General features: G+C 46.8%; 22 protein-coding genes and 2 pseudogenes. 11 read left to right on the top strand and 13 right to left on the bottom strand.

Translation table 11 applies throughout. The features are described from left to right. Positions 1 to 13: 13 nt before the first annotated feature. The 5 genes from apaG to lptD form a co-directional block, all read right to left on the bottom strand. On the bottom strand, positions 14 to 394 hold the full coding sequence (gene apaG / locus AC5YBZ_RS03550; protein WP_475515938.1) for a Co2+/Mg2+ efflux facilitator ApaG/CorD: 381 nt from the start codon (positions 392 to 394) through the stop codon (positions 14 to 16). A 53-nt stretch (positions 395 to 447) separates the two neighbouring features. Further along, positions 448 to 1,257: a 16S rRNA (adenine(1518)-N(6)/adenine(1519)-N(6))-dimethyltransferase RsmA gene (rsmA, locus tag AC5YBZ_RS03555; protein ID WP_475515939.1), complete on the bottom strand. Its 810-nt coding sequence runs from the start codon at positions 1,255 to 1,257 to the stop codon at positions 448 to 450. Next, a complete protein-coding gene (gene pdxA / locus AC5YBZ_RS03560) occupies positions 1,257 to 2,258 on the bottom strand; it encodes a 4-hydroxythreonine-4-phosphate dehydrogenase PdxA (protein WP_494519977.1) in 1,002 nt (333 codons plus the stop codon). The genes rsmA and pdxA overlap by 1 nt, the downstream gene beginning before the upstream one ends. Before the next feature lie 5 nt (positions 2,259 to 2,263). Next, on the bottom strand, positions 2,264 to 3,565 hold the full coding sequence (gene surA / locus AC5YBZ_RS03565) for a peptidylprolyl isomerase SurA (protein ID WP_494519976.1): 1,302 nt from the start codon (positions 3,563 to 3,565) through the stop codon (positions 2,264 to 2,266). 124 nt (positions 3,566 to 3,689) lie between these two features. After that, on the bottom strand, positions 3,690 to 6,008 hold the full coding sequence (lptD, locus tag AC5YBZ_RS03570) for an LPS assembly protein LptD (RefSeq protein WP_494519975.1): 2,319 nt from the start codon (positions 6,006 to 6,008) through the stop codon (positions 3,690 to 3,692). Between the two features lie 155 nt (positions 6,009 to 6,163). Here lptD and AC5YBZ_RS03575 point away from each other — a divergent pair, with 155 nt between their 5' ends. The 5 genes from AC5YBZ_RS03575 to AC5YBZ_RS03595 all read left to right on the top strand — a co-directional run bounded on the left by AC5YBZ_RS03575 (position 6,164) and on the right by AC5YBZ_RS03595 (position 10,429). Beyond that, entirely contained in the window at positions 6,164 to 7,168 is a 1,005-nt protein-coding gene (locus tag AC5YBZ_RS03575) for an aminoglycoside phosphotransferase family protein (protein WP_494519974.1), read from the top strand. Beyond that, positions 7,165 to 7,866 (top strand): N-acetylmuramate alpha-1-phosphate uridylyltransferase MurU, encoded by a 702-nt coding sequence (gene murU / locus AC5YBZ_RS03580; RefSeq protein ID WP_494519973.1) that lies wholly within the window; start codon positions 7,165 to 7,167, stop codon positions 7,864 to 7,866. Before AC5YBZ_RS03575 ends, murU begins: the two co-directional genes overlap by 4 nt. A gap of 14 nt (positions 7,867 to 7,880) precedes the next feature. Further along, positions 7,881 to 8,660, top strand: a complete 780-nt coding sequence (djlA, locus tag AC5YBZ_RS03585) for a co-chaperone DjlA (RefSeq protein ID WP_494519972.1) — start codon at positions 7,881 to 7,883, stop codon at positions 8,658 to 8,660. Between the two features lie 101 nt (positions 8,661 to 8,761). Further along, positions 8,762 to 9,430 carry an outer membrane beta-barrel protein gene (locus AC5YBZ_RS03590; RefSeq protein WP_494543412.1) on the top strand — a complete coding sequence of 223 codons (669 nt, stop codon included), beginning with the start codon at positions 8,762 to 8,764 and terminating at the stop codon, positions 9,428 to 9,430. Between the two features lie 48 nt (positions 9,431 to 9,478). Beyond that, positions 9,479 to 10,429, top strand: coding sequence for a D-2-hydroxyacid dehydrogenase (locus AC5YBZ_RS03595; RefSeq protein ID WP_494543413.1), 951 nt, complete (start codon positions 9,479 to 9,481; stop codon positions 10,427 to 10,429). A gap of 56 nt (positions 10,430 to 10,485) precedes the next feature. Here AC5YBZ_RS03595 and purT read toward each other — a convergent pair whose 3' ends face one another. Next, positions 10,486 to 11,664 (bottom strand): formate-dependent phosphoribosylglycinamide formyltransferase, encoded by a 1,179-nt coding sequence (gene purT / locus AC5YBZ_RS03600; RefSeq protein WP_494543414.1) that lies wholly within the window; start codon positions 11,662 to 11,664, stop codon positions 10,486 to 10,488. A 271-nt stretch (positions 11,665 to 11,935) separates the two neighbouring features. Between purT and AC5YBZ_RS03605 the strand changes: the two genes are divergently transcribed. The 4 genes and pseudogenes from AC5YBZ_RS03605 to AC5YBZ_RS03620 all read left to right on the top strand — a co-directional run. After that, positions 11,936 to 12,331, top strand: a complete 396-nt coding sequence (locus AC5YBZ_RS03605; protein ID WP_494519968.1) for a DUF3302 domain-containing protein — start codon at positions 11,936 to 11,938, stop codon at positions 12,329 to 12,331. Between the two features lies 1 nt (position 12,332). Next, positions 12,333 to 13,469, top strand: coding sequence for an HlyD family secretion protein (locus AC5YBZ_RS03610; protein ID WP_494543415.1), 1,137 nt, complete (start codon positions 12,333 to 12,335; stop codon positions 13,467 to 13,469). Positions 13,470 to 14,034: 565 nt separating this feature from the next. Continuing rightward, positions 14,035 to 14,769, top strand: a pseudogene (locus AC5YBZ_RS03615) (PAS domain-containing protein); the annotation flags it as partial. A gap of 144 nt (positions 14,770 to 14,913) precedes the next feature. Then, a pseudogene (locus tag AC5YBZ_RS03620) lies at positions 14,914 to 15,300 on the top strand (methyl-accepting chemotaxis protein); the annotation flags it as partial. A 28-nt stretch (positions 15,301 to 15,328) separates the two neighbouring features. Here the strand turns inward: AC5YBZ_RS03620 and AC5YBZ_RS03625 are convergent. Then, positions 15,329 to 15,874, bottom strand: a complete 546-nt coding sequence (locus AC5YBZ_RS03625) for a DUF4136 domain-containing protein (protein ID WP_494543700.1) — start codon at positions 15,872 to 15,874, stop codon at positions 15,329 to 15,331. Positions 15,875 to 16,116: 242 nt separating this feature from the next. Here AC5YBZ_RS03625 and AC5YBZ_RS03630 point away from each other — a divergent pair, with 242 nt between their 5' ends. Beyond that, the gene (locus AC5YBZ_RS03630; protein ID WP_494543416.1) at positions 16,117 to 16,386 is read left to right on the top strand and encodes a DUF1289 domain-containing protein; all 270 of its coding nucleotides are present in this window, start codon (positions 16,117 to 16,119) and stop codon (positions 16,384 to 16,386) included. Between the two features lie 4 nt (positions 16,387 to 16,390). Here AC5YBZ_RS03630 and AC5YBZ_RS03635 read toward each other — a convergent pair whose 3' ends face one another. From AC5YBZ_RS03635 to AC5YBZ_RS03650, 4 genes are read right to left on the bottom strand one after another with little or no spacing between them, the layout of a single operon-like run. Then, positions 16,391 to 17,644 carry an ATP-binding protein gene (locus tag AC5YBZ_RS03635; protein WP_494543417.1) on the bottom strand — a complete coding sequence of 418 codons (1,254 nt, stop codon included), beginning with the start codon at positions 17,642 to 17,644 and terminating at the stop codon, positions 16,391 to 16,393. 12 nt (positions 17,645 to 17,656) lie between these two features. After that, positions 17,657 to 18,370: a response regulator gene (locus tag AC5YBZ_RS03640; protein ID WP_475515953.1), complete on the bottom strand. Its 714-nt coding sequence runs from the start codon at positions 18,368 to 18,370 to the stop codon at positions 17,657 to 17,659. After that, positions 18,370 to 18,780, bottom strand: a complete 411-nt coding sequence (locus AC5YBZ_RS03645; protein WP_494519962.1) for a DUF3019 domain-containing protein — start codon at positions 18,778 to 18,780, stop codon at positions 18,370 to 18,372. Before AC5YBZ_RS03645 ends, AC5YBZ_RS03640 begins: the two co-directional genes overlap by 1 nt. Before the next feature lie 5 nt (positions 18,781 to 18,785). Further along, positions 18,786 to 19,661: a MipA/OmpV family protein gene (locus AC5YBZ_RS03650; RefSeq protein WP_475515955.1), complete on the bottom strand. Its 876-nt coding sequence runs from the start codon at positions 19,659 to 19,661 to the stop codon at positions 18,786 to 18,788. Positions 19,662 to 20,547: 886 nt separating this feature from the next. Between AC5YBZ_RS03650 and AC5YBZ_RS03655 the strand changes: the two genes are divergently transcribed. Then, a complete protein-coding gene (locus tag AC5YBZ_RS03655; RefSeq protein ID WP_475515956.1) occupies positions 20,548 to 21,114 on the top strand; it encodes an acetate uptake transporter in 567 nt (188 codons plus the stop codon). Between the two features lie 96 nt (positions 21,115 to 21,210). On the opposite strand, the gene AC5YBZ_RS03660 is transcribed toward AC5YBZ_RS03655, so the two are convergent. Together AC5YBZ_RS03660 and AC5YBZ_RS03665 are read right to left on the bottom strand one after the other, a co-directional pair. Next, positions 21,211 to 21,879 carry a YiaD family glycine zipper/OmpA-like lipoprotein gene (locus AC5YBZ_RS03660; protein ID WP_494524371.1) on the bottom strand — a complete coding sequence of 223 codons (669 nt, stop codon included), beginning with the start codon at positions 21,877 to 21,879 and terminating at the stop codon, positions 21,211 to 21,213. A 207-nt stretch (positions 21,880 to 22,086) separates the two neighbouring features. Next, positions 22,087 to 22,557 (bottom strand): YcxB family protein, encoded by a 471-nt coding sequence (locus AC5YBZ_RS03665; protein ID WP_494519959.1) that lies wholly within the window; start codon positions 22,555 to 22,557, stop codon positions 22,087 to 22,089. Positions 22,558 to 22,721: the final 164 nt, after the last annotated feature.

Here is a 22,721-nt window from a genome sequence, read left to right on the forward strand (position 1 = left end):
GAAGTTAAGTACGCTAGTGTATGAGCCCGGGCGCAGCTAAGCGAAAGGGCGCGATGGGGGCTTTAAATTCACGGCCATCTTTTGTGACCATCACATAATGACCTTCCATCACGGCGAAAGGGGTCTCACACACGGTACCACTGGTATATTGGTAGGCGGTGTTCGGTGCAATGGTTGGCGTTTCGCCGACCACGCCTGCACCTTGCACTTCGCTATAATGACCATTGGCATCGGTAATACACCACATACGGCTGATTAGGGTGACGTCTTGCTCACCTAAATTGATAATAGTGATGGTATAGCTAAAGAGGTAACGGTCTTCTGCGGGGGATGACTGCTCTTCGATATATTCAGTTTTAACCTCAATTTTAATTGAGGATTCAAGTGGTTTCATTGAATGTCCTAAATGTAACAGAGAGTGCGGGGAGCTATTCCCCGCGAAGAGACTTAGCCGTTTTTCTTGTCGATGACTAAGTTAGCCATGGCAACGTACTGCTCAACCGTTATCTGCTCTGGGCGTTTGGTCGCATCAATATTGAGCGAAGCAAAGTCTTCATCAGATAGCATCTGTTTGAGATTATTACGCAGCGTCTTGCGGCGCATATTAAATGCGGTCGTACACAGGTGTCTTAATAAGTCGACATCTTTACATGGCCAAGGCTTATTCTTATAAGGCACTAAGCGTACTACGGCCGAGTCAACTTTTGGCGGTGGGGTAAAACATCCCGGTGGCACCTCTAACACAGGCATCACTTGGCAAAAATATTGCGCCATCACCGTTAGGCGACCATAGGCCTTAGTGCCGGGCGAGGCCGATAGACGCAGCACCACTTCTTTTTGCAGCATGAAATGCATATTTTCAATATGCTCTGCAAACTCAAATAGGTGGAACATTAATGGTGTCGAGATGTTGTAAGGCAAGTTGCCAAACACCTTCATCTGCTTGCCTTCTTCCACGAGCTGGTTAAAGTCAAACTTAAGCGCATCACCTTGGTGGATCTCGAGTTTATCTTTAAGAAATGGATGGGTTTTAAGCCGCTCAACCAAGTCTTTATCGAGTTCAACCACGGTCAGCTTGTCGATGCTTTCGGCAACAGGTTCTGTCAATGCCGCTAGGCCTGGACCAATTTCAACCATGACATGGTCATTGTCGGGGGCAATCGCGCCAACAATTCGATTGATCACATTGCTGTCGGTCAAAAAGTTTTGTCCGAAGCGTTTTCTTGCGGTGTGGCCTAAATGTACTTTATTACTCATTACTTCTCTTTTTGTGACTCGTTCGTAGTGGCTAATTCAATAGCCTTGTTTAACGCGCAGACAAAGCTACCTATTTCGGCTTCACCTGTACCAGCAAGGGCTAATGCCGTGCCATGGTCGACGGAGGTGCGAATATAGGGCAAGCCTAAGGTGATATTAACCGCACTGCCAAATCCTCGTGACTTGAGTACTGGCAGGCCTTGGTCGTGATACATGGCCAAGACAACGTCGGCATCTTCTAAATATTTAGGTTGAAATAGGGTATCGGCAGGCAAGGGGCCCACCAGACTCATGCCTTGCTCACGCAGCTCTTCTAATGCTGGACTGATAACATCTATCTCTTCTCGGCCTAAGTGGCCATCTTCTCCTGCATGCGGATTGAGTCCACAGACATATATTTTGGGGTTTTGTAAGCCAAATTTATTCACCAAATCATGGTGTAAAATGTTGATAATTTGATGCAGGCGATCGCGAGTGATCGCTTTAGACACATACGCCAGCGGAATATGAGTGGTCACTAAGGCGACCTGTAATCCGGGGGCGGCCAATAACATCACCACATCTTGGCAGTTTGCCTGATGGGCGAAAAATTCGGTGTGGCCACTAAATGGAATACCCGCTTGATTGATAATCCCTTTGTGCACAGGGCCCGTTACGACGGCATCAAATTCGCCGCTCATATTCTTGTCGCCAGCGTAACTTAATGTGTCAATCACATAGCTGCTGTTTTGTTCGTCAAGCTTGCCGCATACAGATTCGGTGACCAAGGGAAAAGGTACAATGGTCAAGGTGCCTGCTTCTTGAGGTTTAGGGGCTTGATTTGGCTGATAAGGACGCAGCTGGATCGGTAAGCCAATTTTTTTGGCTCTGGCCTTCAATAAAGCCGGATCGGCACAAACAACAAGCTCAGCGGGCCAAGCACGCTGAGCAAGTTGGATGACTAATTCTGGTCCCACGCCAGCCGGTTCGCCCGGCGTGATTGCGATACGTTTAGTCGTCAATATGATTAACCTCGGTTAAAGTCGGCATCAAATACTTCGATGTAAGCTTCCGCTCGCATCTCATCCAGCCAGTTTTGCAGTTCTTCATTAAACTTGCGACGGAAAATCAGTTGATGAGCACGATTAGTATTGAACTTGTCTGTCGCGTCAGTCTTACGTTTTTCTTCAAGCTGTACTATGTGCCAGCCATGACTGGAGCGAAATGGCTCACTGATTTCATTAATTTGTAGAGAGTTCAAGGTTTGTGCAAATGCAGGCACATAAACCGCAGGATCAGCCCAACCTAGCTCGCCACCTTTGGCGGCAGAACCTGGGTCTTCACTGTATTGACGCGCTAAATCGGCAAAATCGACATCTCCGGCACGCAGTTGCTGCACAAAGTTGTCGAGCATGGCCTTAGCGCGCTCTTCCGACAGGATTGGCGATGGTTTAATTAGAATATGGCGAGAGCGAACCTCATCAACCTCTTGGGTTTGTAGGCCGCGCGCATCCATGACCTTGATAATGTGGAAACCCGCACCGCTGCGAACAGGGCCAATAATGTCATTGGTTTTGGCACCCGCCAGTAGTTCAGCAAACAGCGTTGGCATTTCATTGATGTTCATGTAGTCCCAAATACCGCCTTCAAGTGCTTTAGGACCCGCCGATGACGCAATGGCGGTTTGCTTGAAGTCGGCGCCATCTTGCAGACGTTTCAATACGATATTGGCCCGTTTACTGGCACTGTCTAACTGTTCGCTATTGGGGTTGCTTGGTACTTCAATTAAGATGTGACCAATTTGAAACTCCACCTGCTGCATGCCTTGTTCTTCAATCAATTTAACTAGGCTACTGATCTCTTGTGGCGATACTTGAATACGGCGCTGAACCTGAATGCGTTGGATTTCACCTAAGGTGATCTCTTCACGTAATTGTTCGCGATATTGTGCCCAGCTCAAGCCGTCGGCTGCAATTTTGGCTTGCATGTCGGCTACGGTGATATTTTGTTCTCTAGCAATATTCTCAATGGTTTGATCTAGCTGTAAGTCACCAATGTGAAGGCCGATACGGTCTGCCATTTGCAACTGTAAGCGGGTCATGATCAGCCGCTCAATCACCTGGGTACGAAGTGCTTCGTCAGAGGGTAACGCTTGGCCTGCAGCTTCTGCGTTCGCTTTGACTGTGTTTAGCATGTTGGTGATTTCGCTTTCCAGCACAATCCCTTCGTTAATTTGTACTGTCACGCGGTCTAATGGCTGTGCGGCCATAACGCTGTGGCTCATCGCCAATGTGAGTAACGCAATAATCAGTTGTTTACAGGGTCTCATCCACAAAAATCCTTGGCATATTGAGGTCGTTTGTCATTGTTGACCGACCACTTAATTCGATTATTTTGATTGGACTACAAGTCCGTATCTAGGTTCAGCAAAAGAGTAACTAATTTATTGAACCCTAGTTTTTCAAGTAGAGCGGCTTACGATAATTAAACAAACCATCATCGAGCATATCAGCCACACCTAATGGGCCTGAACCACCTAAACCTTTGATAACAAAATTCAGGTAGAAGCCATGCTCAAACAGTTCTCGATCATCAATGGTGGGTTCTAAATTATCATCGTAGTTGGTCTTAATGCGATAATGATAACTTAAGCGTAGCGCCCAGCAACAAGATTCATATTGAAACCCGGTATAGGTTTCAACACTTCGGCTTTCATTGAGGTCATAATACCAGTTGCCAACAATATACAAGTTGTCACTGATTGGCCATGCGCCGCGCACACCTGTTTGTGACACATTAACCGATTCATTGGTGTTGCTGTTAATTAAATCGGGTACATAGCGGTAACTTAACTGCAGTAGTTTATTGGTCTCGGGTCGAAAATCTAATGTGACTTCACTCTTTTTATTTTCACTATTTTCGGTGTCGTATTGAATAGCGCCGCTCATAAACCAATCATTATAGAGTTGCGTATTCAGCTCTGCCGCTAATACCGAGTTAGAGGTATTTTCTTGTTGAAAGCTCTGGTTAGGTTGCGACACCTCGGTGAGGCCGACTTTACTGTCTTCAAAGTAATAAATTTGGCCAATACTGAACTGAAAGGTCTCACGGTTATGCTCATCAAACAGGCGTGTGGTTAACCCGAGTGTCATTTGATTCGCATCGGCAATACGGTCGAGGCCTGAAAAACGGCGATCCCGAAACAGACCATAGTAGTCATCTTGCAGCAAGGCGGTATCGTAGATACCAATTTGCGATTGATCTTCATAGCCGACATACAGGTATTGAAATTGAGGCTCTAATGTTTGACGGTAGTTGACATTAAAATAGTCGGTATAACGCTCAAAATTGATCTGCCCATGCAGGCGCACCTGAGGTAAGGTGCGGCTCACGCTACTGGCTAGCTCAGAATCAGGATTATTATCGGTATCTTGCCAGTAGTTGGTCTGCAGCAGTTTAATTTCGCTGGTTAATGAGCCCGCGGGACCATGAATTGGCAAGGATATACTGGGCTCTAGGTGCAGGCGATTAGCACTATTATACTGATTGTCTTTATGGCGAAAGTTGCTCGCTTCGGCCAGTAGATTAACATCTAAGCCACTCCACAGCTCTGGACTGCGGTAATTGAGCCCCACTTGCGGCATCACCTGATATGGCGATTCATCTTCGCCTAATACCTTAATATCTTGTACTCTGGCAGTGATATCCCAGTTGTTCTCAAAGTAGGCTATCTCACCAATGCGTGACAGTTGGTTATCGGTGGCGCGCAATACGTCCGATTTCAGATCGTTAAAGTAATTATTATCAGAGACATCGGTAAAATTGGCTAATACGCGCCAATTCTCATCCACGGCGCCTTTATGTTGCCAGTGATATAAGTAACGGTCAGAGCGATTAGTCAGTAGGTTGTCGTTGGCTAAATATTCAACATTTAAGCCGCCTTGCTGGGCTTCACCAGCCAGATAACGGAACTCCGTTTTTAAGAACAGACCGCGCGCGGACATGTAATGCGGCGTGAAGGTGAAATCGTATTCGGGAGCGATATTCCAATAATAAGGGGTCGCAAGTTCAACCCCATTGGTGGTGCTGGTACTAAATAACGGAAACAGGAAGCCTGACTTGCGTTTATCCGAGACGGGTATCGTCATGTAAGGTAGATAAAAAACCGGTACGCCAGCAATTCTTAACTTGGCATCCCACAGTTCGCCCCACTCTTCGGTGCTGTCAATTTTAATGGTTTCAGCTTCAAGCAACCAAGAAGTATCGCCCGGAGGACAGGTGGTGAAATTGGTATTGCTCAGATGCAGGTTATTATCTTGAGTGATTTGCAGTTTTTCAGCATCGCCATGAATCTGCTGCCCATGCAGCCAATATTGGGCACCGCTTAATTCGGCGCTATTAGTGCGCATTTGCGCGCTCAATGAGTCGGCGGTAACGGTAAACATACTGTCTTGAAACACCAAGTTACCGTTGGCATCTAAGCGTTCGTTGGCTTGATCTAGCGTTGCGTTATCGGCTGCAATGTGCCGCCCGCCTTGGCTGAAAGAGACATCGCCGCTAAAGGTTGCCTTATCGCCTAACTTAGCCTCAGTGGTGTTTGAAATGATTTTTATTTGCTGTAAATCGAGTGGCACATCAGCGCTATTGGCATCTGGAATAGGCACGGGAGGTTCCACAAGACATTGTGTGTCGGTATCGACGGCGCGATCTAATTCGTCTGCTAGGACTAGGTGTGGAAGCAGTATTAAAGCCAATAAGTAACGGATATGCATCTTTATCGTTTTTGTGATTTCTTAGTCTAGACAAATTATCGAAGAGAATAGTTGCAGCTATTTACACAAGCAACCGAGCAAAAGAGATAGAATCATCTTAATTGCTGTTTCCATTTTGCTTTATAATAAAGCAATTTTTGCTTAAGAGCCATGAGGTGCCCTTGTCAGATCTAAGATTTATCGCCTTAAAAGCGTGGATTGAACGCGTACTGAGCGCCAATGCCGCCATAGAACTCATTTCTGGTGATGCCAGTTTTCGTCGATATTTTAGGGTAACTCTGGGGCCTAAAAGCTACATCGCCATGGACTCACCTCCGGATCTAATTGCCGTGGGCCCGTTCATCACATTAGCAAACGAATACCAAAAACAGGGGGTTAATGTTCCTCAAGTCATTGAAAAAAATGTTGAACAAGGTTTTTTGCTGCTCAGTGATTTGGGTGATACTCAGCTACTGAGCGTATTAACACCCGCCAATGTCAGCGATTATTACCAGCAGGCATTAGGTTTGCTCATTCCTATTCGCGCAGTCACCACTGTCGATGGCGTACCATTACCACGTTATGACGCCGCCTTTGTTTATCGAGAGTTAGATATTTTTTCTGATTGGTTAATCGGTCGCCATTTACAACTTAAGTGCAGTGCTGATACTCAGCAGATGCTAGCCGATACCTATCGGATACTGGCTGATAGTGCACTAGCGCAACCCCGCGCGGGGATGCACCGCGACTTTCATAGCCGTAATTTGATGTTGTGTGATAAACAGTTGGCGGTGATTGATTTTCAAGATGCAGTGATAGGGCCTGTCACCTATGATGCGGTGTCACTGCTTAGAGACTGTTATGTGCGCTGGCCTGGCGAGGTGGTTGATACCTTGATGCAGCAGCATTACCAGCAATTACTCTCTGACAATGTGCTGAGTCAGGATGTCACTTTGGCGCAATATCAGCGTTGGTTCGATTTAATGGGCATACAGCGTCATCTTAAGGCCGCAGGTATCTTTTGTCGGTTAAATTACCGTGACGCTAAGCCCGGTTACATGCAAGATATTGCGCTCACATTGCAATATGTTAGCGATATCGGCAAGCACTACTCAGTATTACACCCCTTTATCCACTGGTTAGATAATCAAGTGATCCCCAAGATGGAGCAGACCCTGTGAAGGCGATGATTTTAGCTGCAGGTCGTGGCGAGCGTTTACGACCGCTGACGGATAAGCTACCCAAACCGCTGGTTGAAGTGGCAGGTAAGTCATTGATTGTCTACCATATAGAGCGTTTAGCCGCCCTTGGTTTCACCGATATAGTGATTAATCATGCTTGGCTGGGTGATAAGCTTATCCAGGCCTTGGGTGATGGCGAGCGTTGGCAAGTTAACTTGCATTACAGCGGCGAAACAGAGGCATTAGAAACCGGTGGTGGGATTAAAAACGCCTTAGGGTTACTCGGATCTGATCCGTTTTTAGTGATCAACGGCGATGTGTTTATTGATGCGATGCCAACCATCGCAGGCCAACCTCTCTCGTTAGCGGCTATCAAGGCTGCAATGGGCGAGGCTCAGGCTTATTTGTGGTTAGTCGATAATCCGTTGCAGCATCCAGAGGGGGATTTTGCCTTACTTGAGGGGCGGCTGAGCGCTGCTGGCCCAGCCAAGCTGACCTTTTCAGGTATGGGAATTTACCAGCCAGCGCTGTTTAATGGCACCACCAGTAAGCGGTTTGCACTGGCGCCCCTTCTAAAAGATAAAATGGCGCATGGATTAGTTGCCGGTGAACATTTTAACGGCTTTTGGTGCGATGTCGGTACGGTCGAGCGATTAGCGGCACTAAATACGCGCATGACAACACTAGATAAAAAATAACATTAGGTTAATAGATGAAAATTTGGGGTAAGGTATTTGGTTTTGCGATCGGCTTTATGTTTGGTCGTATTTTTGGCGCAATGTTAGGATTATGGCTAGGCCATTTATACGACAAAAAGCGCGCCGAACTCAGTGGCATTATTGGCAAGGGCAGTAATCGCCAAACGCTGTTTTTTAATACCACCTTTGCGGTGATGGGGCATGTTGCAAAGGCCTCCGGCCATGTCACCGAAACGGATATTCGTATCGCTAGCGCGCTCATGGATCAACTGCGCTTAAGCGGTCAGGCTCGGCGCGATGCCCAGATGGCTTTTAACCAAGGTAAAGCCAGTGATTTTGATCTTAACGCTTGCCTCAAAACCTTTCGGTTATTGTCCATGGGGCGTAAAGATCTGGTGCAGATGTTTTTGGAAATCCAGATCCAGACCGCCTTATCTGACGGTGAGCTCGATGCCAAAGAGCATGCTATCTTACTGTTGGTCGCTAAGGAGCTGGGTTACAGCCGTCAGCAGCTCGATGAGTTACTTAAACGCTGGCAGGCGGAGTTTAATTTTCATCGCAGTGGTGGCCAGCAACAGACCTCGATTGCCGACGCCTACAGCGTGCTGGGGTTAACCGAAGCCGACTCTGATCAACAGGTCAAACGTGCCTATCGTAAGCTGATGAATGAACATCACCCAGATAAGTTAGTCGCTAAAGGCTTACCTGCTGAGATGATGGAGCTGGCTAAGAAAAAAGCTCAAGATATTCAAGCGGCTTATGATAGAGTCAAACAAGATCGCGGTATGAGGTAGCGATTTCAAATAGCAGGTTGAAACTCGGTATTAAGCCTCCATCATTGGGTGGCTTAGATCGCCAATGGATTAGCGCCATCTTGGTGCTCAGGGAGATAAACATGAAAGCGATAACGACAACGAGTCGATATCAAGTCGGCTGTCTATTACCTTTGCTGCTCTGCCTAACTGTCCCGTCAACCCCAGTGCAGGGGGCCTCTGTTCAGACTGAACCCGGAATGTTTGTGGCACCATTTGGTGGCTATAGTTTTGCCGCCAGTGAATTCGATGCCATCGAGCTTAATACCCAAACCCAAAGTGGGATTAATATCAGCGAGTCCGGCCACTACGGCATCATGGTCGGCATTCACACTCGTGACCCCGGCAATGTCTATTTGCTTTATAGCCATCAGGCCACAGAGCTTAATCGCCGCGGCAATGTTACCCCTAAGCAACTAACCACATTGGATGTCGATTACCTGCACGTGGGCGGCTCGCTCTATTTTCCTCATGGTGCCTTACGCCCCTACATCACCACTAGTTTAGGGCTGACCCAAATGCGCCCCGATAACGATTATGGCAACGAAACGCGTTTTTCGATGGGGTTTGGTGCCGGGATTGAGTATCAAGTGAATCCGCGCCTCTCGCTGTTTACCGATGCGCGGGCATTCGCCACCTTTGTGAGCAGTGACAATTTGCTCTTTTGTGATGCTAGCCAGTGTATCTGGCAGATAAGTGCCGACATTATGTGGCAAGGGCAGGTCAATGCTGGGCTAAAATTACGTTTTTAACTGGCGTTGAGACGATAACTCACTTAACGGATGATGAGAATAATAACGATGAAAATTGTAGTACTCGATGGCTATACCTTAAATCCGGGCGATCTGAGCTGGCATGAGTTTGAGTCGCTCGGTGATTTTCACTGTTTTGAGCGCACCGCAGCGCCATTAGTGTTAGAACGTGCTCAAGATGCCGATATTATATTAACCAACAAAACCGAGCTTAATGCCGATACCCTTGCCATGCTGCCTTGCGTGCGCTACATAGGTGTATTGGCGACGGGTACGAATGTGGTTGACGTTAACGCCGCCGCTGCGCGGGGGATAGTGGTCACGAATGTGCCAGGGTATGGCCCCGATGCCGTAGCGCAGATGGTTTTTGCCCATATATTGCATCACACCCAAAAGCTCGCAGAGCATCATCAGGCGGTTATCGCAGGTCGATGGAGTCAAAGTGCTGATTTTTGTTTTACCTTATCGCCGCTGCAATCGCTTAAAGGTAAAACCTTAGGTTTAATCGGTTATGGCGATATCGGCCGTCAGGTGGCCAATATAGCGCGTGCATTTCAGATGCAGGTATTGGTCAGTACGCCGCAGCCAAAAACTGACTTACCCACAGGTGTCAGCTGGTGTGAGCGCAGCGCGTTATATCAAGAAGCTGATATTATCTCTTTGCATTGTCCACTCACGCCTGAGACGGATAAGATGATCAATGCCGCTAGTCTTGCAAAGATGAAACCCAATGCGCTGCTGATCAATACCGCTCGTGGCGCCTTAGTCGACGAAGCCGCGTTAGCCCATGCGCTGAATGAGGGGGCTATTCGCGCCGGTGTTGATGTGTTGTCCAGTGAGCCGCCAGCGGTCGATAACCCCTTGCTCACGGCGAGCAATATCAGCATTAGTCCACATAATTCGTGGGCGACCCGTGAAGCGCGGCAAAATTTGATGGATATTGCACTGAGTAATCTAACCGGCTACCTGTCGGGGCAATCCATTAACCGCGTCGCTTAGTGCGATATTTACATTTAAAAAGGCGCCTTGGCGCCTTTTTAAATGCTTGCACGTTACTAGTCGAAGATCACCTCGACCTTGGATGCTACCGTTAAGGCTTTTTCTATCGCATCTTCAATGGACTCACCACGGGCAAGGCCAACGCCGAGTCGTCGGCGTCCGTCAATTTCAGGTTTGGCAAACAGGCGCAGTTGCGTATTCGGCTCGGTTAAGGCCGCGGCCATATTGCGATAACGTAAGTCTTTCGATTGTCCCTGAGCCAAGATCACCGCCGATGCTGACGGACCATGCTGCGCAATATTAGCAATAGGTAAGCCTAAAATGGCGCGTACATGCAGGGCAAACTCAGACAGATCTTGGCTGATCAAGGTGACAAGTCCGGTATCGTGAGGGCGAGGGGAGACTTCTGAAAAATAAACCTCATCGCCTTTAATAAACAGCTCGACACCAAACAGACCGTAGCCGCCTAAGGCCTCAACTACTTTACGGCCAATCTGTTGCGATTTAGCCAATACGCTAGCCGACATGGCTTGTGGCTGCCATGACTCGCGGTAATCGCCCTCTTCTTGTCTGTGACCAATAGGATCGCAGAAATGGATACCATTTACGGCGCTAATGGTCAGTAAGGTGATCTCATAATCAAATGGCACGAAGCCCTCAACGATGACGCGCCCGCCGCCCGCGCGGCCACCCTCTTGGGCGTATTGCCATGCTGGCAAGATTTGGGCGTCTTCGCGGATCACGCTCTGGCCTTTACCTGATGAGCTCATCACGGGTTTGACCACGCAGGGCAGGCCAATCGTTTGTACTGCCTGTTCAAATTCAGTTTGAGTGTCGCAAAAAAAGTAAGGCGAGGTGGGAATGGCTAGGGTTTCTGCGGCAAGGCGACGTATGCCTTCCCGATCCATGGTCAGTTGGGTGGCTTTGGCGGTCGGGATGACATTGAGCCCTTCGGCTTCCATATCGACCAAGGTTTGGGTGGCAATGGCTTCAATTTCTGGAATAACCAAGTGCGGTTGCTCTAGTGTGATCACTTGGCGCAGAGCCTCGCCATCGAGCATGTTTATCACATGTGAGCGGTGGGCGACTTGCATGGCAGGTGCATTGGGGTATCTGTCGACGCCAATCACTTCAACGCCTAAACGTTGCAGTTCGATTGCGACCTCTTTTCCAAGCTCGCCGCAGCCGAGCAACATGGCGCGCAGCGCGCCTTTAGTGTGGGGTGTGCCTATCATGGTGTGGGTACCTTTTATTCATTATTGGCTAAGGGGATATGCCAATTTTTTATTAGTGTTTTTTAATATCTTACCTTTTTACAGCAAAGTTAAACGGTTTTCGAGTCACCGAGTGTACAAGCGATAACTGCATCAAACTCTGCCGATACAAAAAATGTGATGTCACTGTTGGTTATTGTTTTACTTAAGTGTTATAAGGATGTTAATTGTGGTGGGGTTTCACCGCTCAGAGTACGCTATTGTCAGCGTATAAAAGAATAAGGAGAGCGCTATGTTTTTGGATTACTTTGCGTTGGGGGTGATTATTTTTGTCGGCGTGTTTTTGTTTTATGGCGTTATTGTTATCCATGATATTCCTTATGAAATAGCTAAAAAGCGTAATCATCCGCAACAAGATGCATTGCATGTAGCAGGTTGGGTGAGTTTATTTACCTTACATGCCATTTGGCCTTTTTTATGGATATGGGCCACGTTATATCGAGAAGATAGAGGGTGGGGCTTTAACCAAGTGGTTGAGCGAGAATTACAGTTGGAAGATGAAGTTAAGCAACTCAATCAGACTGTGGTGCAGTTAGAGCATCGAATACAGGCGATCGAAGAGTCTAAGGCGGTTTTGCCAACGCCTGCCAGTGTTATCCCCCCCCAGATGGCTGAAAAGGAATCATAAGATGGATCTGTTAATCGTATTGACTTACGCAGCTTGCTGCATCGCCATATTTAAGGTTTTCCATATTCCGTTAAATAAGTGGACTGTGCCTACCGCGGTGTTGGGTGGTATTTTTATTGTCGGTGGACTGGTGCTGCTGATGAATTACAACCATCCCTATACGCCTTATGCTAAAGAGATGTTTGTGTCTGTGCCGATCAATCCTGCCGTTAAAGGCGTTGTTACCGAGGTGCATGTTGCGCCTAATGTACCTCTAAAAAAAGGCGATGTGCTGTTTAAATTAGATCCCACTCCTTTTGAGGCCGTGGTGATGCAGAAGCGAGCAGCGTTAGCTGCTGCCGAGCTAGAAGTGCCACAGTTAGAAGCGGCTTGGCAGACAGCTAAAGCCAGTGTTGAGTTAGCATTAGCCGATCGAGACCGTACTAAGTCGGTCTTTGACCGTTACGATAAAGGCCAAAGACAAGCTGGTGCCAACTCCCCTTTTAGTGAACTTGAACTTGATAATCGGCGGCAACGATACTTAGCGGCCGAAGCGCAATATACCGCAGCGAAATCAGAAGAGTTGCGGGTTCGCTTGGCTTATGAATCTAATGTTGATGGGGTTAACACTAAAGTGGCGGGGCTCCGCGCCGAATTAGATAAGGCGTTGTATGAGCTTGATCAAACTGTGGTTTATGCACCGTCTGACGGGATAGTGACTCAAATGGCCTTACGCCCTGGCATTGTTGCTGTGCCTATGCCGCTGCGTTCAGTGATAAGCTTTATTCCTAATGAAGAGCGTTATATGGCTGGCGCATTTTGGCAAAACTCTCTGTTGCGTCTCAAGGAGGGTGATACAGCTGAAGTGATTTTAGATGCAGCGCCCGGACAAGTATTTAGCGGTACTGTGGCTAAAATATTGCCAGCGATGGCCGAAGGTGAGTTGCAATCAACGGGGAGTTTGATGCCCTCGCGTATGTTGACTTTGCCTGGGCGAGTGGTGGTGTTGATCAAAGTCGACAATAACCAGATTAGCCAATCTTTCCCCGCAGGTGTATCGGGGGAAATCGCCATCTATACTGAGCATTTTTCCCATGTGGCGGTTATGCGTAAGGTGTTGGTGAGAATGCAAGGTTGGTTAAATTATCTGTTCCATTAATCTTATTACACTGCGTATTGAAGATTAATGCTTAATGTTTTATTTCCTGCGCCGATAACAATAGATGATTATCGGCGCAGGAAACTCCTCTGCTCAGTATAAAAACCTATCTGGCTATAATCGTATTTAATATCAGCTCACCAACAGGCTCCGGCATAACGCTTTCGTGTATGGGGATTTTAGGCTCATCTAGTTGGTTTAAATTGTTAATTATGTAGCGCTTGGGGGGAGGTGATGTTTCAGGCCTGCTCATTGGACCTGTGAGGCCACTTTTATATGTGACGCAGTGCGCGAAACGGGTAAAATAGTGACATGTCTGCTGATCCGCTCCGCCAGCTATGCCGTATCGGCTACGCCAATCTAATAAGGTGCTGGTGTATATATGAACTGTGTTGAAAGTGATTTTGCTTATTTAAAGTAGAGTGCATGTGGTCAGTTAGATTGAGTCTATGCTGAAGCATGCATTTTTTGTTCTGTTTAGGGGCCCAGTCTCCAGAAGTTAAGGTGTAACTGTATGTTTGGTTTTGGTGGTGGTAAGTCAGCGTTGCAACAGCAACAAGCGCTAATGAATGAAGCCTTGCGTACTGATAACCACATTTTAAGTGCTATCCGTAATAGCGTGCCTTACATTGAGTTTTCTGTCGATGGTCACATATTGACAGCCAATGAACAGTTTTTGGCCGTTATCGGTTACTCGCTTAAAGAGATCCAAGGACGGCATCATAGTGTCTTGTGTCAAAGCGAATATGTCTCTGATCGCAGTTATAAACAGTTTTGGTACGATCTAGGGCAAGGAAAACTCAATCAAGGTACCTTTCAGCGCATTTGCAAAGATGGGGCTACCATCTGGATTGAAGCCACCTATGTGCCAGTTAAAGATGCACAAGGCCGGGTGAGTAAAGTTATCAAAATCGCCAGCGATGTGACCGAAGACCGGCAACAGCTCGATCGTCAAGAAGCGATTTTTAATGCGTTAAATAAGTCGCTGGCATTTATCGAATTTACCCCAGATGGTGAAGTCATCGACGCCAATAGTAATTTTTGTAACACCATAGGCTACTCGCATCACGAGATTAAGGGCCTGCATCATCGACTTTTTTGTACCGAAAGCTTTTTACGTGAGCAGCCTGACTTTTGGGCGTTGTTGGCTAAAGGCCGATTTCAATCTGGCTTATTTGAACGTATCACCAAGCAGGGTAATACTGTGTGGCTAGAAGCCACCTATAACCCTATCGTTGACGAGAAGGGCAACGTGGTGAGAGTGGTTAAGTTTGCCAGTGATGTCACCCCGCGTATAGAGCACCAGCAAGCGGTACAAAACGCGTCAGTATTGGCTCGTCAAAGCGCAGTTGAGACGGTTGATATTGCTCAAAATGGTGCCAACATGCTCGATTCAGCCTCCGAAGTAGCTAATGATATTGATGCATCGGTGACGGAAGCGGCGGCCTTAATGGAGCAATTAGCACTGCAATCACAACAAATTACCAATATCGTGAGCACTATAGCTAAGGTTGCCGATCAGACCAATCTACTGGCCCTTAACGCTGCTATTGAAGCGGCTCGAGCTGGTGAATATGGCCGCGGCTTTGCTGTTGTGGCCGATGAGGTGAGAACCTTAGCGGCAAATACCTCCAGAGCGACTCATGATATCGAAGAGATCGTCAAACGTAATAGTGAATTAACCAAGGTATCAGAAGCGGGGATGTTAGCCATCCAAGCCAAGGTATCTCAGTGTAATCAACAACTGCAATTAACCCAGTCTTTAATTGACGACATTCGCAAAGGGGCGCAAAACGTCGCCGATACGGTTAATGGATTGGTGAGCGACTAGCCAATACTCGTATGCTTACGCCGCAGGATTATTTTGATGACTCTTGCGGCGGAAATTGAGCTAATATTTTTGCCACGGTTTGCTGTGTTAGCTGAGCTTTATCTGCGCCGCCTGAATCAAAACTAAAGCTGTCGCTGCCACGCCAAATCAGCTGCTGTGTCCTAGTATCAATCATATCAATTTGAATCGTTTGTAATTTTGCCGAGTCACTGCCGATAGGCACGCCCACGCTGGTGCCTATGCCCACTCCACCAGAGCTGCCCCAACTGCCTGTTCCCAGCCCTATGGATAGCCCGGACGTTTTAGGCTTATTGGTAATACTGAAGGTGTAATTGACCTTAAATTGTGCCGCGTCATTGGCTTGGTTAAACCCTTGGGCGAGCAGAGATGATTGTATGGCATCGGTTATCCGTTGTGCACTTAGAGGATCGCTATTGCTGGCTGTGGTGATGCTAGAGAAAGTGTGCAGCTGACTAAAGTCATAAGCGGTATCGTAATCTTGATTTGGTTTGCTGCTGCAGGCCAACAGCAGTAGGCTACAAAAGAGTATGCTTGCCAATCGTGTCGATATCATCATTAATCCTCTACGGTTATTGCCGTTACTGACTCTAAGCACTACAGCGAAAAAATGCAGTGATTCACATGGTTAGTCGTGGTGGCTGATCGTTTATCTGCATTTTTTGAGTATGTATCTCATGGCTTAATATTAGCCAGTTTGCACCAGATAGGTTATGTTTTATTAACATTTAACGTTGTCGATACGCTGTGAAATAGACTTTGGGATGACTGGCTGTACTCAATCATTAAGGAGGGCAAGTGGAACAATTAGAGTTTTTTGCAATACCTAGCCCTTGTATTGGGGTGTGCCAGACGGATGCGAGAGGCTACTGTAAAGGGTGTTTACGTAACCGAGATGAGCGCTTCAATTGGCTCAATTTTTCAGATGCACAAAAATATAATGTGATCCGTTTGTGTAAACAGCGTAAGCGCCGGCGATCACAGGCGTTACAAAAAGCCAAGAAGAGTGAAATATTACAAGCAAGATTAGCGCAAACTGCTCGTTTAGATTTCGATGAGCAAGCCTAATCGCTCACCAACTGAGGGTAAACCTCGTCTCGCTAGGTTTGCTGGTAAGTGTCACGTCACCATGATGCCACTGCATGATGCGTTTGATGATGGCCAGTCCCAAACCGTGCCCTTGGCTATCTTGTGTTGTGGCTTGGCTACGATAAAAGGGCTCAAATATTTTATTCTGCTCTTGCGGTGCGATCCCATCACCATCATCAGTGACACTGATACTGACCCCTTTATTAAGAAAGCTGAGTTCGATCTGGATCTGCTGCTTGGCGAACCGCTGTGCATTGACGAGCAGATTTTGCAGGGCGCGGTCGATAAGCGCTGGATCGGCACTTACTGGGCGCTGATCTCCTGCGATAGTAAAATCGATGGAGATAGGGCTGAGGTGTTGTAAACGTTCAATCGCTTGCCGCACAACAGATGTTAGATCGCACTGGATCTGAGGTTGCGTATGCCGCCGAGTTTCCAAACTGGCGTAGGTTAGCAACTCTTGTAGTAGGTTTTCCATCTCTTCGACATCTTGCTGCATCTCGGCTAAAAAAGCCTGTCGCCGCTCGATATCGGTATCGGGGTGACAATACTGTGGCATTAAGGCTAGCGCGAATTTAAATCGGGCCAGCGGTGTTCTAATTTCATGGGATACCGCATTGGACAAGTGGCGCTGATTTTCTATTAGCGCACTAATATGTTGAGCCATCTCATTAAAAGTTTGGGCTAGTGGCAACACTTTTGAGTGAGGGGGCAGTTGGATTTGGGTGTCCCACTTTGCCTGACCAAAGGCTTTGGTCGCCAGCCTTAATGTTTGTAGATCTCGCGATAGCGGCCACACCCACAGCAACACCACTAAGGCTAATGACAGATAAAACAATAGTGTAAACAGCCTTCTAAGCTGTCCATTTGGAGTCAGCTCTATTGGGCCAGCCATTAATATCTGTTGCTCATCTAACTTGATAAAATGCAGCTCATGCTGATCATTATGAGCCGTCACTAACACCTTATCTGTGCTGAGTTGGTCGCTATCGATTAAGGCAATTTGTTTGGCATCTAATAGTTGCAGCGGATAGAGCCTGTTGCTGCCTATCTGGGCGAGCAGTTTCGCTCGCTCAGCTCGTGGGTGGGCGGCCAGCAGTTTGGCCATCGCTATCAGCGGTGCGTTAGCAGCATCGCTGTCTTCGATGTTATTTTGCCAAATACTGTCCAGCGTCCAGCCGATCCCCAGTACGCCGATGCTGAGTATAAGATAGAGGCTAACAAACAGTCGTTTCAAAAGTCATTTCGCTTAATTGTTCCATGCCTCGGGGGCAAATAGGTAGCCTTGGCCCCACACGGTTTTGATTCTAAAAGGCGTATCAATATTGTCCCCCAGCTTTTTGCGTAAACGTGAGATGCGAACATCTATCTTTCTATCTTTACCATCGAAGTCGATATTGAGAAGGTATTGATAGATATATTGGCGGCTGAGTACCTGCCCACCTTGTGAGGCCAGCAACCATAATAGTTCAAACTCATGGCTGGTGAGGTCGACTTGTTTATCTCCTAGACGGATAGTTTGCGTGTGTGGATCGATACTGAGACGTCCGTAAGTCAAACAATGTGATTCGGCCTGCATAGGTTTCGCTTTGCGGCGTAGCAGATTATTGATTCTAGCAATCAATAAGGCCGGATCGACGGGCTTGACGACATAATCATCAGCGCCGAGTTCTAGGCCTTTAATTTGGTCTTCATTTGAGCCCATGGCGCTCATCAGTAAGATAGGGCCAGCAAAATAGTCGGGTAGCTTTTCACACAAGGTGAGCCCATCCATGCCAGGTAGCATGATGTCGAGCAAGATAATATCGGGTTTATAATTGAGCAGTCGAGTGAGTACGGTATCGCCACGACGCTCAACTTCAACATGCATTCCGTGGGATTTTAAATAATCCACGATGAGGTTGGCTAGACGGATATCGTCTTCGACAAGCAGGACTCTATGGGTCGCTTGAGCTTCTGACATTAAAATAGACTCCAGGGGTTACGATAGCGGCGCCGAGTTTTGGGCTCCGAGGTTGGGGTAATGTTTAATTGCGCACTGGCTAAGGTTTGGTGCGTCAGTTTGTTGATCAATATAAATTGAATATCTTCTTTACTTGAAACCTTCAGCGACAGAGCATGAATGTCTGCGGTATCGGCGCACCATTTAGGTATGGTTTGATAATTAGATAAAACACATACCACTTGCGGAATAGCGGTATGCCAGTTTAAGTGCAATTCTATCTCACAGCTTTGTTCTTCAGTGGCGGTAATACAAAATTGTGGCGATACCGACAGTGAGGCCGTATGTTCGCTTTCTGTCGCCATAGTGCTATTGGCTAAGAAGAACCACAGCAATGTGGCATGTAAAAATGGGATAATCAACGAGTACACTAGTCTTAAAACCTATACGCAGCGCCAACAAAGAAGGTGTTGCTGCTGTGCTTATTGACTAAGGGACTGGCAACTATCTCATCGGCCAGGTCGGTGTAGCGGGCTAGAAATAACAATGCCCAATGTGAGTTAATTATATATTGAGTCGTCAATGTTAGGCTTACGTTGGTCGCAGAACCAGGATTGTAAGCTTGGTGCCAGTAATAATTTTCGCTGCTTCTGACACCATAGTAATAATTGACCACTTCTTGGCTTTTCCAATTGGCACTGCTTGCTAGTTCAAATTTCCATTGATCGATGGCAAAGCGATACATCCATTTTAGTTGAGCTTCCATACCTGAATGAACATCGAGTAGATCGTGAGCCCATGCCATATTGAAGATGCCAACAGGTGTATATAAAAAGGCTTCAACGCCACCTAGAACGGTAAAATCTCGCTCCTCCAATTCATTAAATTGTAATGCATAAAGATCGTCTAAATCCCAAAATGATGTTGAATTAGCGCTGCCTGTTGAGACTCGGCTGCCACCAGCAACAAAGATATTAGAGGGATCCCAGCGAGAAAAATAGGCACTATCATCACTAAAACTGGTGACAAGATTAACGGTCATGTTTTCGCTTTCAAGCAGGCTATAGCCAAGGTTACCGTTATCTAAAAACCACTTTTCACCGTAGTAAGCAAAGGTTGGCGTGATATAGATGGGAATGTCATCGAACTGGGTGATGGGATTGGATTTTACGCCATAGCCAACAGCAATACCGATATCCCAAATACCAATGGTGATGCACTCGCTATTATTGTTGCAGTCGACAGTCTCATTGGCATAGGTTGCAAATGATAATAAAGCTGTCGTTAGTAGTGCAGTGATAAATTTTTTCATTATGGCTATGGGATCATGGGTGATTAAGTAATTAAATTCCTACACTACAGATTAACACTGAAGCCGTTTTTAAGCTGTTGTTTCAATAAGGTTGATACAAAGTGATACAGTTGTCGATTCACTAGCATGCTTGGGCTGTAGGGGATAGGATCACCTGCTCACAATGCTCCCACTAAATGACGTAATACCGCCTTTTAACATAACCCAGCGTGTCTATTTTTCTGCATCATAACCTCTTAGGTAAAGTCATTGACTTAACCACCGACGAGTGTTTACTCCAAGGTTGAGACGGTGATGACAAGGATGGGGTCATAAGCTTATCGTCGTTGCTAATGGAGCCACGGGTAAGGCATTTGATATCACCTAAGGATAAACAGCCTCACAGAGCGACCCCCCTGCAGTGTCGGGCTGGTCGTAGGCTGGGCGCATGGTGCGATGTTTCGCGCGACTTTAACCTGATCTAGATCAGCCATGCTGGTTTTTTAGGATATGCCGCTTAATTTTGCGATCCATGTCTCGTTATGGTTGGTTGCGTGTGCTTGATCACAATAAGCGGCACTATTGCCTCGCCTTGAGAAGGCGATAAGCTCAGTGGTACTTACTCGTTGTGATGCGCGTCATGCTAACTGTCTATTTGTGATGTTGGTCTCGCTTTTGTGACGGGTTTATCTATCTTTATGATTATATTGGATTATATACCCCCTCAAATATGGTGTCCCGCCACGATCTAAGCGCAACTATCTGTATTTAAATACTATTTCATTTAATTTTGCTCGAATGTGGCTGTGGATTGCTGTCGTACTGCAGCTGCTCTAGAATCCGCCGCTTGCTGCGCGACCTATAGGAGATCGCGTATTTCTGCATTGCAATTGATTAGGGGAATTTAATGTCTACCACTTTCGCAAATCCTGCGCCTTTAGGCTTAATGGGATTTGGCATGACCACTATTTTACTCAATATTCACAACGCTGGATATTTTCCCATTGACGCTATGATCCTCGCAATGGGGATGTTTTATGGCGGACTAGGGCAAGTGATTGTAGGGATTATGTGTTTTGTCAGAGGCGACACCTTTGGTACCACAGCCTTTACCTCATACGGTTTATTCTGGCTGACCTTGGTAGGGCTTATCATCTTGCCTAATGGCGGGATTGCTGCGAGCCCAGCACACTTTATGGGCTGGTATTTGGCATTGTGGGGCACCTTTACTGCCTTTATGTTTGTGGCCTCGCTGCGCTACCCAAGGGCAAAACAGTTTGTGTTTGGGTCTTTGACGCTATTGTTCTTTTTACTGGCGGCGCGTGATTTTACTGGCAGTGAGTTAATTGGCACGATTGCGGGGTTTGAAGGCATTATCTGTGGCGCCAGTGCCATCTATTTTGCCATGGCTCAGGTGATCAACGCCGAATATGGGCGCACCATTTTGCCTGTAGGTGAAATCAAAAAAGCCTAACCTAATAGTGATGTTCAGGCTGCCGAGGTTTGCAATCGAGAGAGGTGCAAAATGGCAGCCTGAGCCGTCACGCTGGTATTAAGGCGGCAATTGGCCTTAATTAATGGGGCTTAACACTATTTCAACGCGGCGATTTTGTGCTCGACCTTGTTCAGTACTGTTACTCGCAATAGGACGTGACTCGCCCATGCCTTGTGAGGCGATACGTACAGGTGCAACATTTTGTGACATCAAGTAGTTGGCCACTTCACTGGCACGAACTTGTGATAGTCGTAAATTATATGACTCACTTCCCGTGCTATCGGTATAGCCAATAATATTCAGTCTGGTTTCATCATATTCTTTAGCCACTAACGCGACGCTGTTGAGCACTTGCTGTGCACGTGTACTCAGTTGACTCTGGTCAACACCAAAGGTCACTTCGTTGGGCATATTCAAAATAATATTATCGCCACTACGGGTTACACTTACCCCCGTCGATTGTAGTTGTTTACGCAGCTCGGCTTCTTGTACATCCATATAATAACCAACCCCGCCACCAACAGCCGCCCCAGATGCGGCGCCGATCAAGGCACCTTTACCGCGATCGCTCTTGCTTGAAGAGGCCACGCCAATAGCGGCGCCAGCAATCGCGCCAATAATCGCCCCATTGGTGGCTTTGGCATTTTGCGATTCATTAGTGTATGGATTGGTGGTTTGGCAGGCTGACAATAGTAGCGCCGAGCCAGCAACAAGCGCGGTTAACGCATGTTTTTTATGGTTCATGGTGACTCCAAAATTGATCGACAACGCTCTGTTTGCCGAGATTGATGAATATTTTTTATTAACAATGATCTTAGTTTACCTAAGCGAGAGTCAGTTAATTCAAGCTGACTCTTTGCTCCTTTTGCGTTTAACTATACTCACATACCGTGGGCCAGTTAATATTGATTTTCGTCGGTGAGCTTTATCGGCTCAGTAGGCCCAAACTGCTTATATCTTAGCCCTAATAAAATCGCAGGCCTGAGGATTCAGATGACTTTTTGATACGTAACTGGTGCCTTTGGCTAAGGTGATGAGGAAACCTTTATCGGTTTCTTTAATGCGATACATCTCATCCCAAGCAATGAGGGTGTTGACGCAATAAGACTGAGTGCTAATGCCGCGCTCATCTACGGTCAGGGTGGTTTCATTACCTGCGGCTTTGCTCCACATCTGCCTTATCAGCCACCATGATCGTTTAAATTTAACACTAAGTGCTTCCAGTACCCCAAGGCCGATAATAAACCATGAAGCATAGCTATTACTGCCAGTGAGCAGAAGCGCCGTGCCAATAACAATAAAGCCGATGGCTTTGTAATAGGCTTTTATCGATGTGTCCTGCGTCACCGATTGGTCAAAGCATTCTGCATAATAGGCTTTATCGAGGGTAAATTGGGTGGTGTAGTGAAATGGGTCACTCATAGGGAATTTAAAGTCACTTAAAACGATTTTGCCTTAGTGTAATGGCAATAGAAATTTGTGCAACGATGTACTCGCTTTAGAGTCTATTTATCAACAAACTTTAATATAAGACTGTCGGTTATCCTAAGTGTCAAAGGGCTAGGATAAAGGGCTGTGTTACTCGC

This window comes from Shewanella sp. 553 (assembly GCF_059338375.1).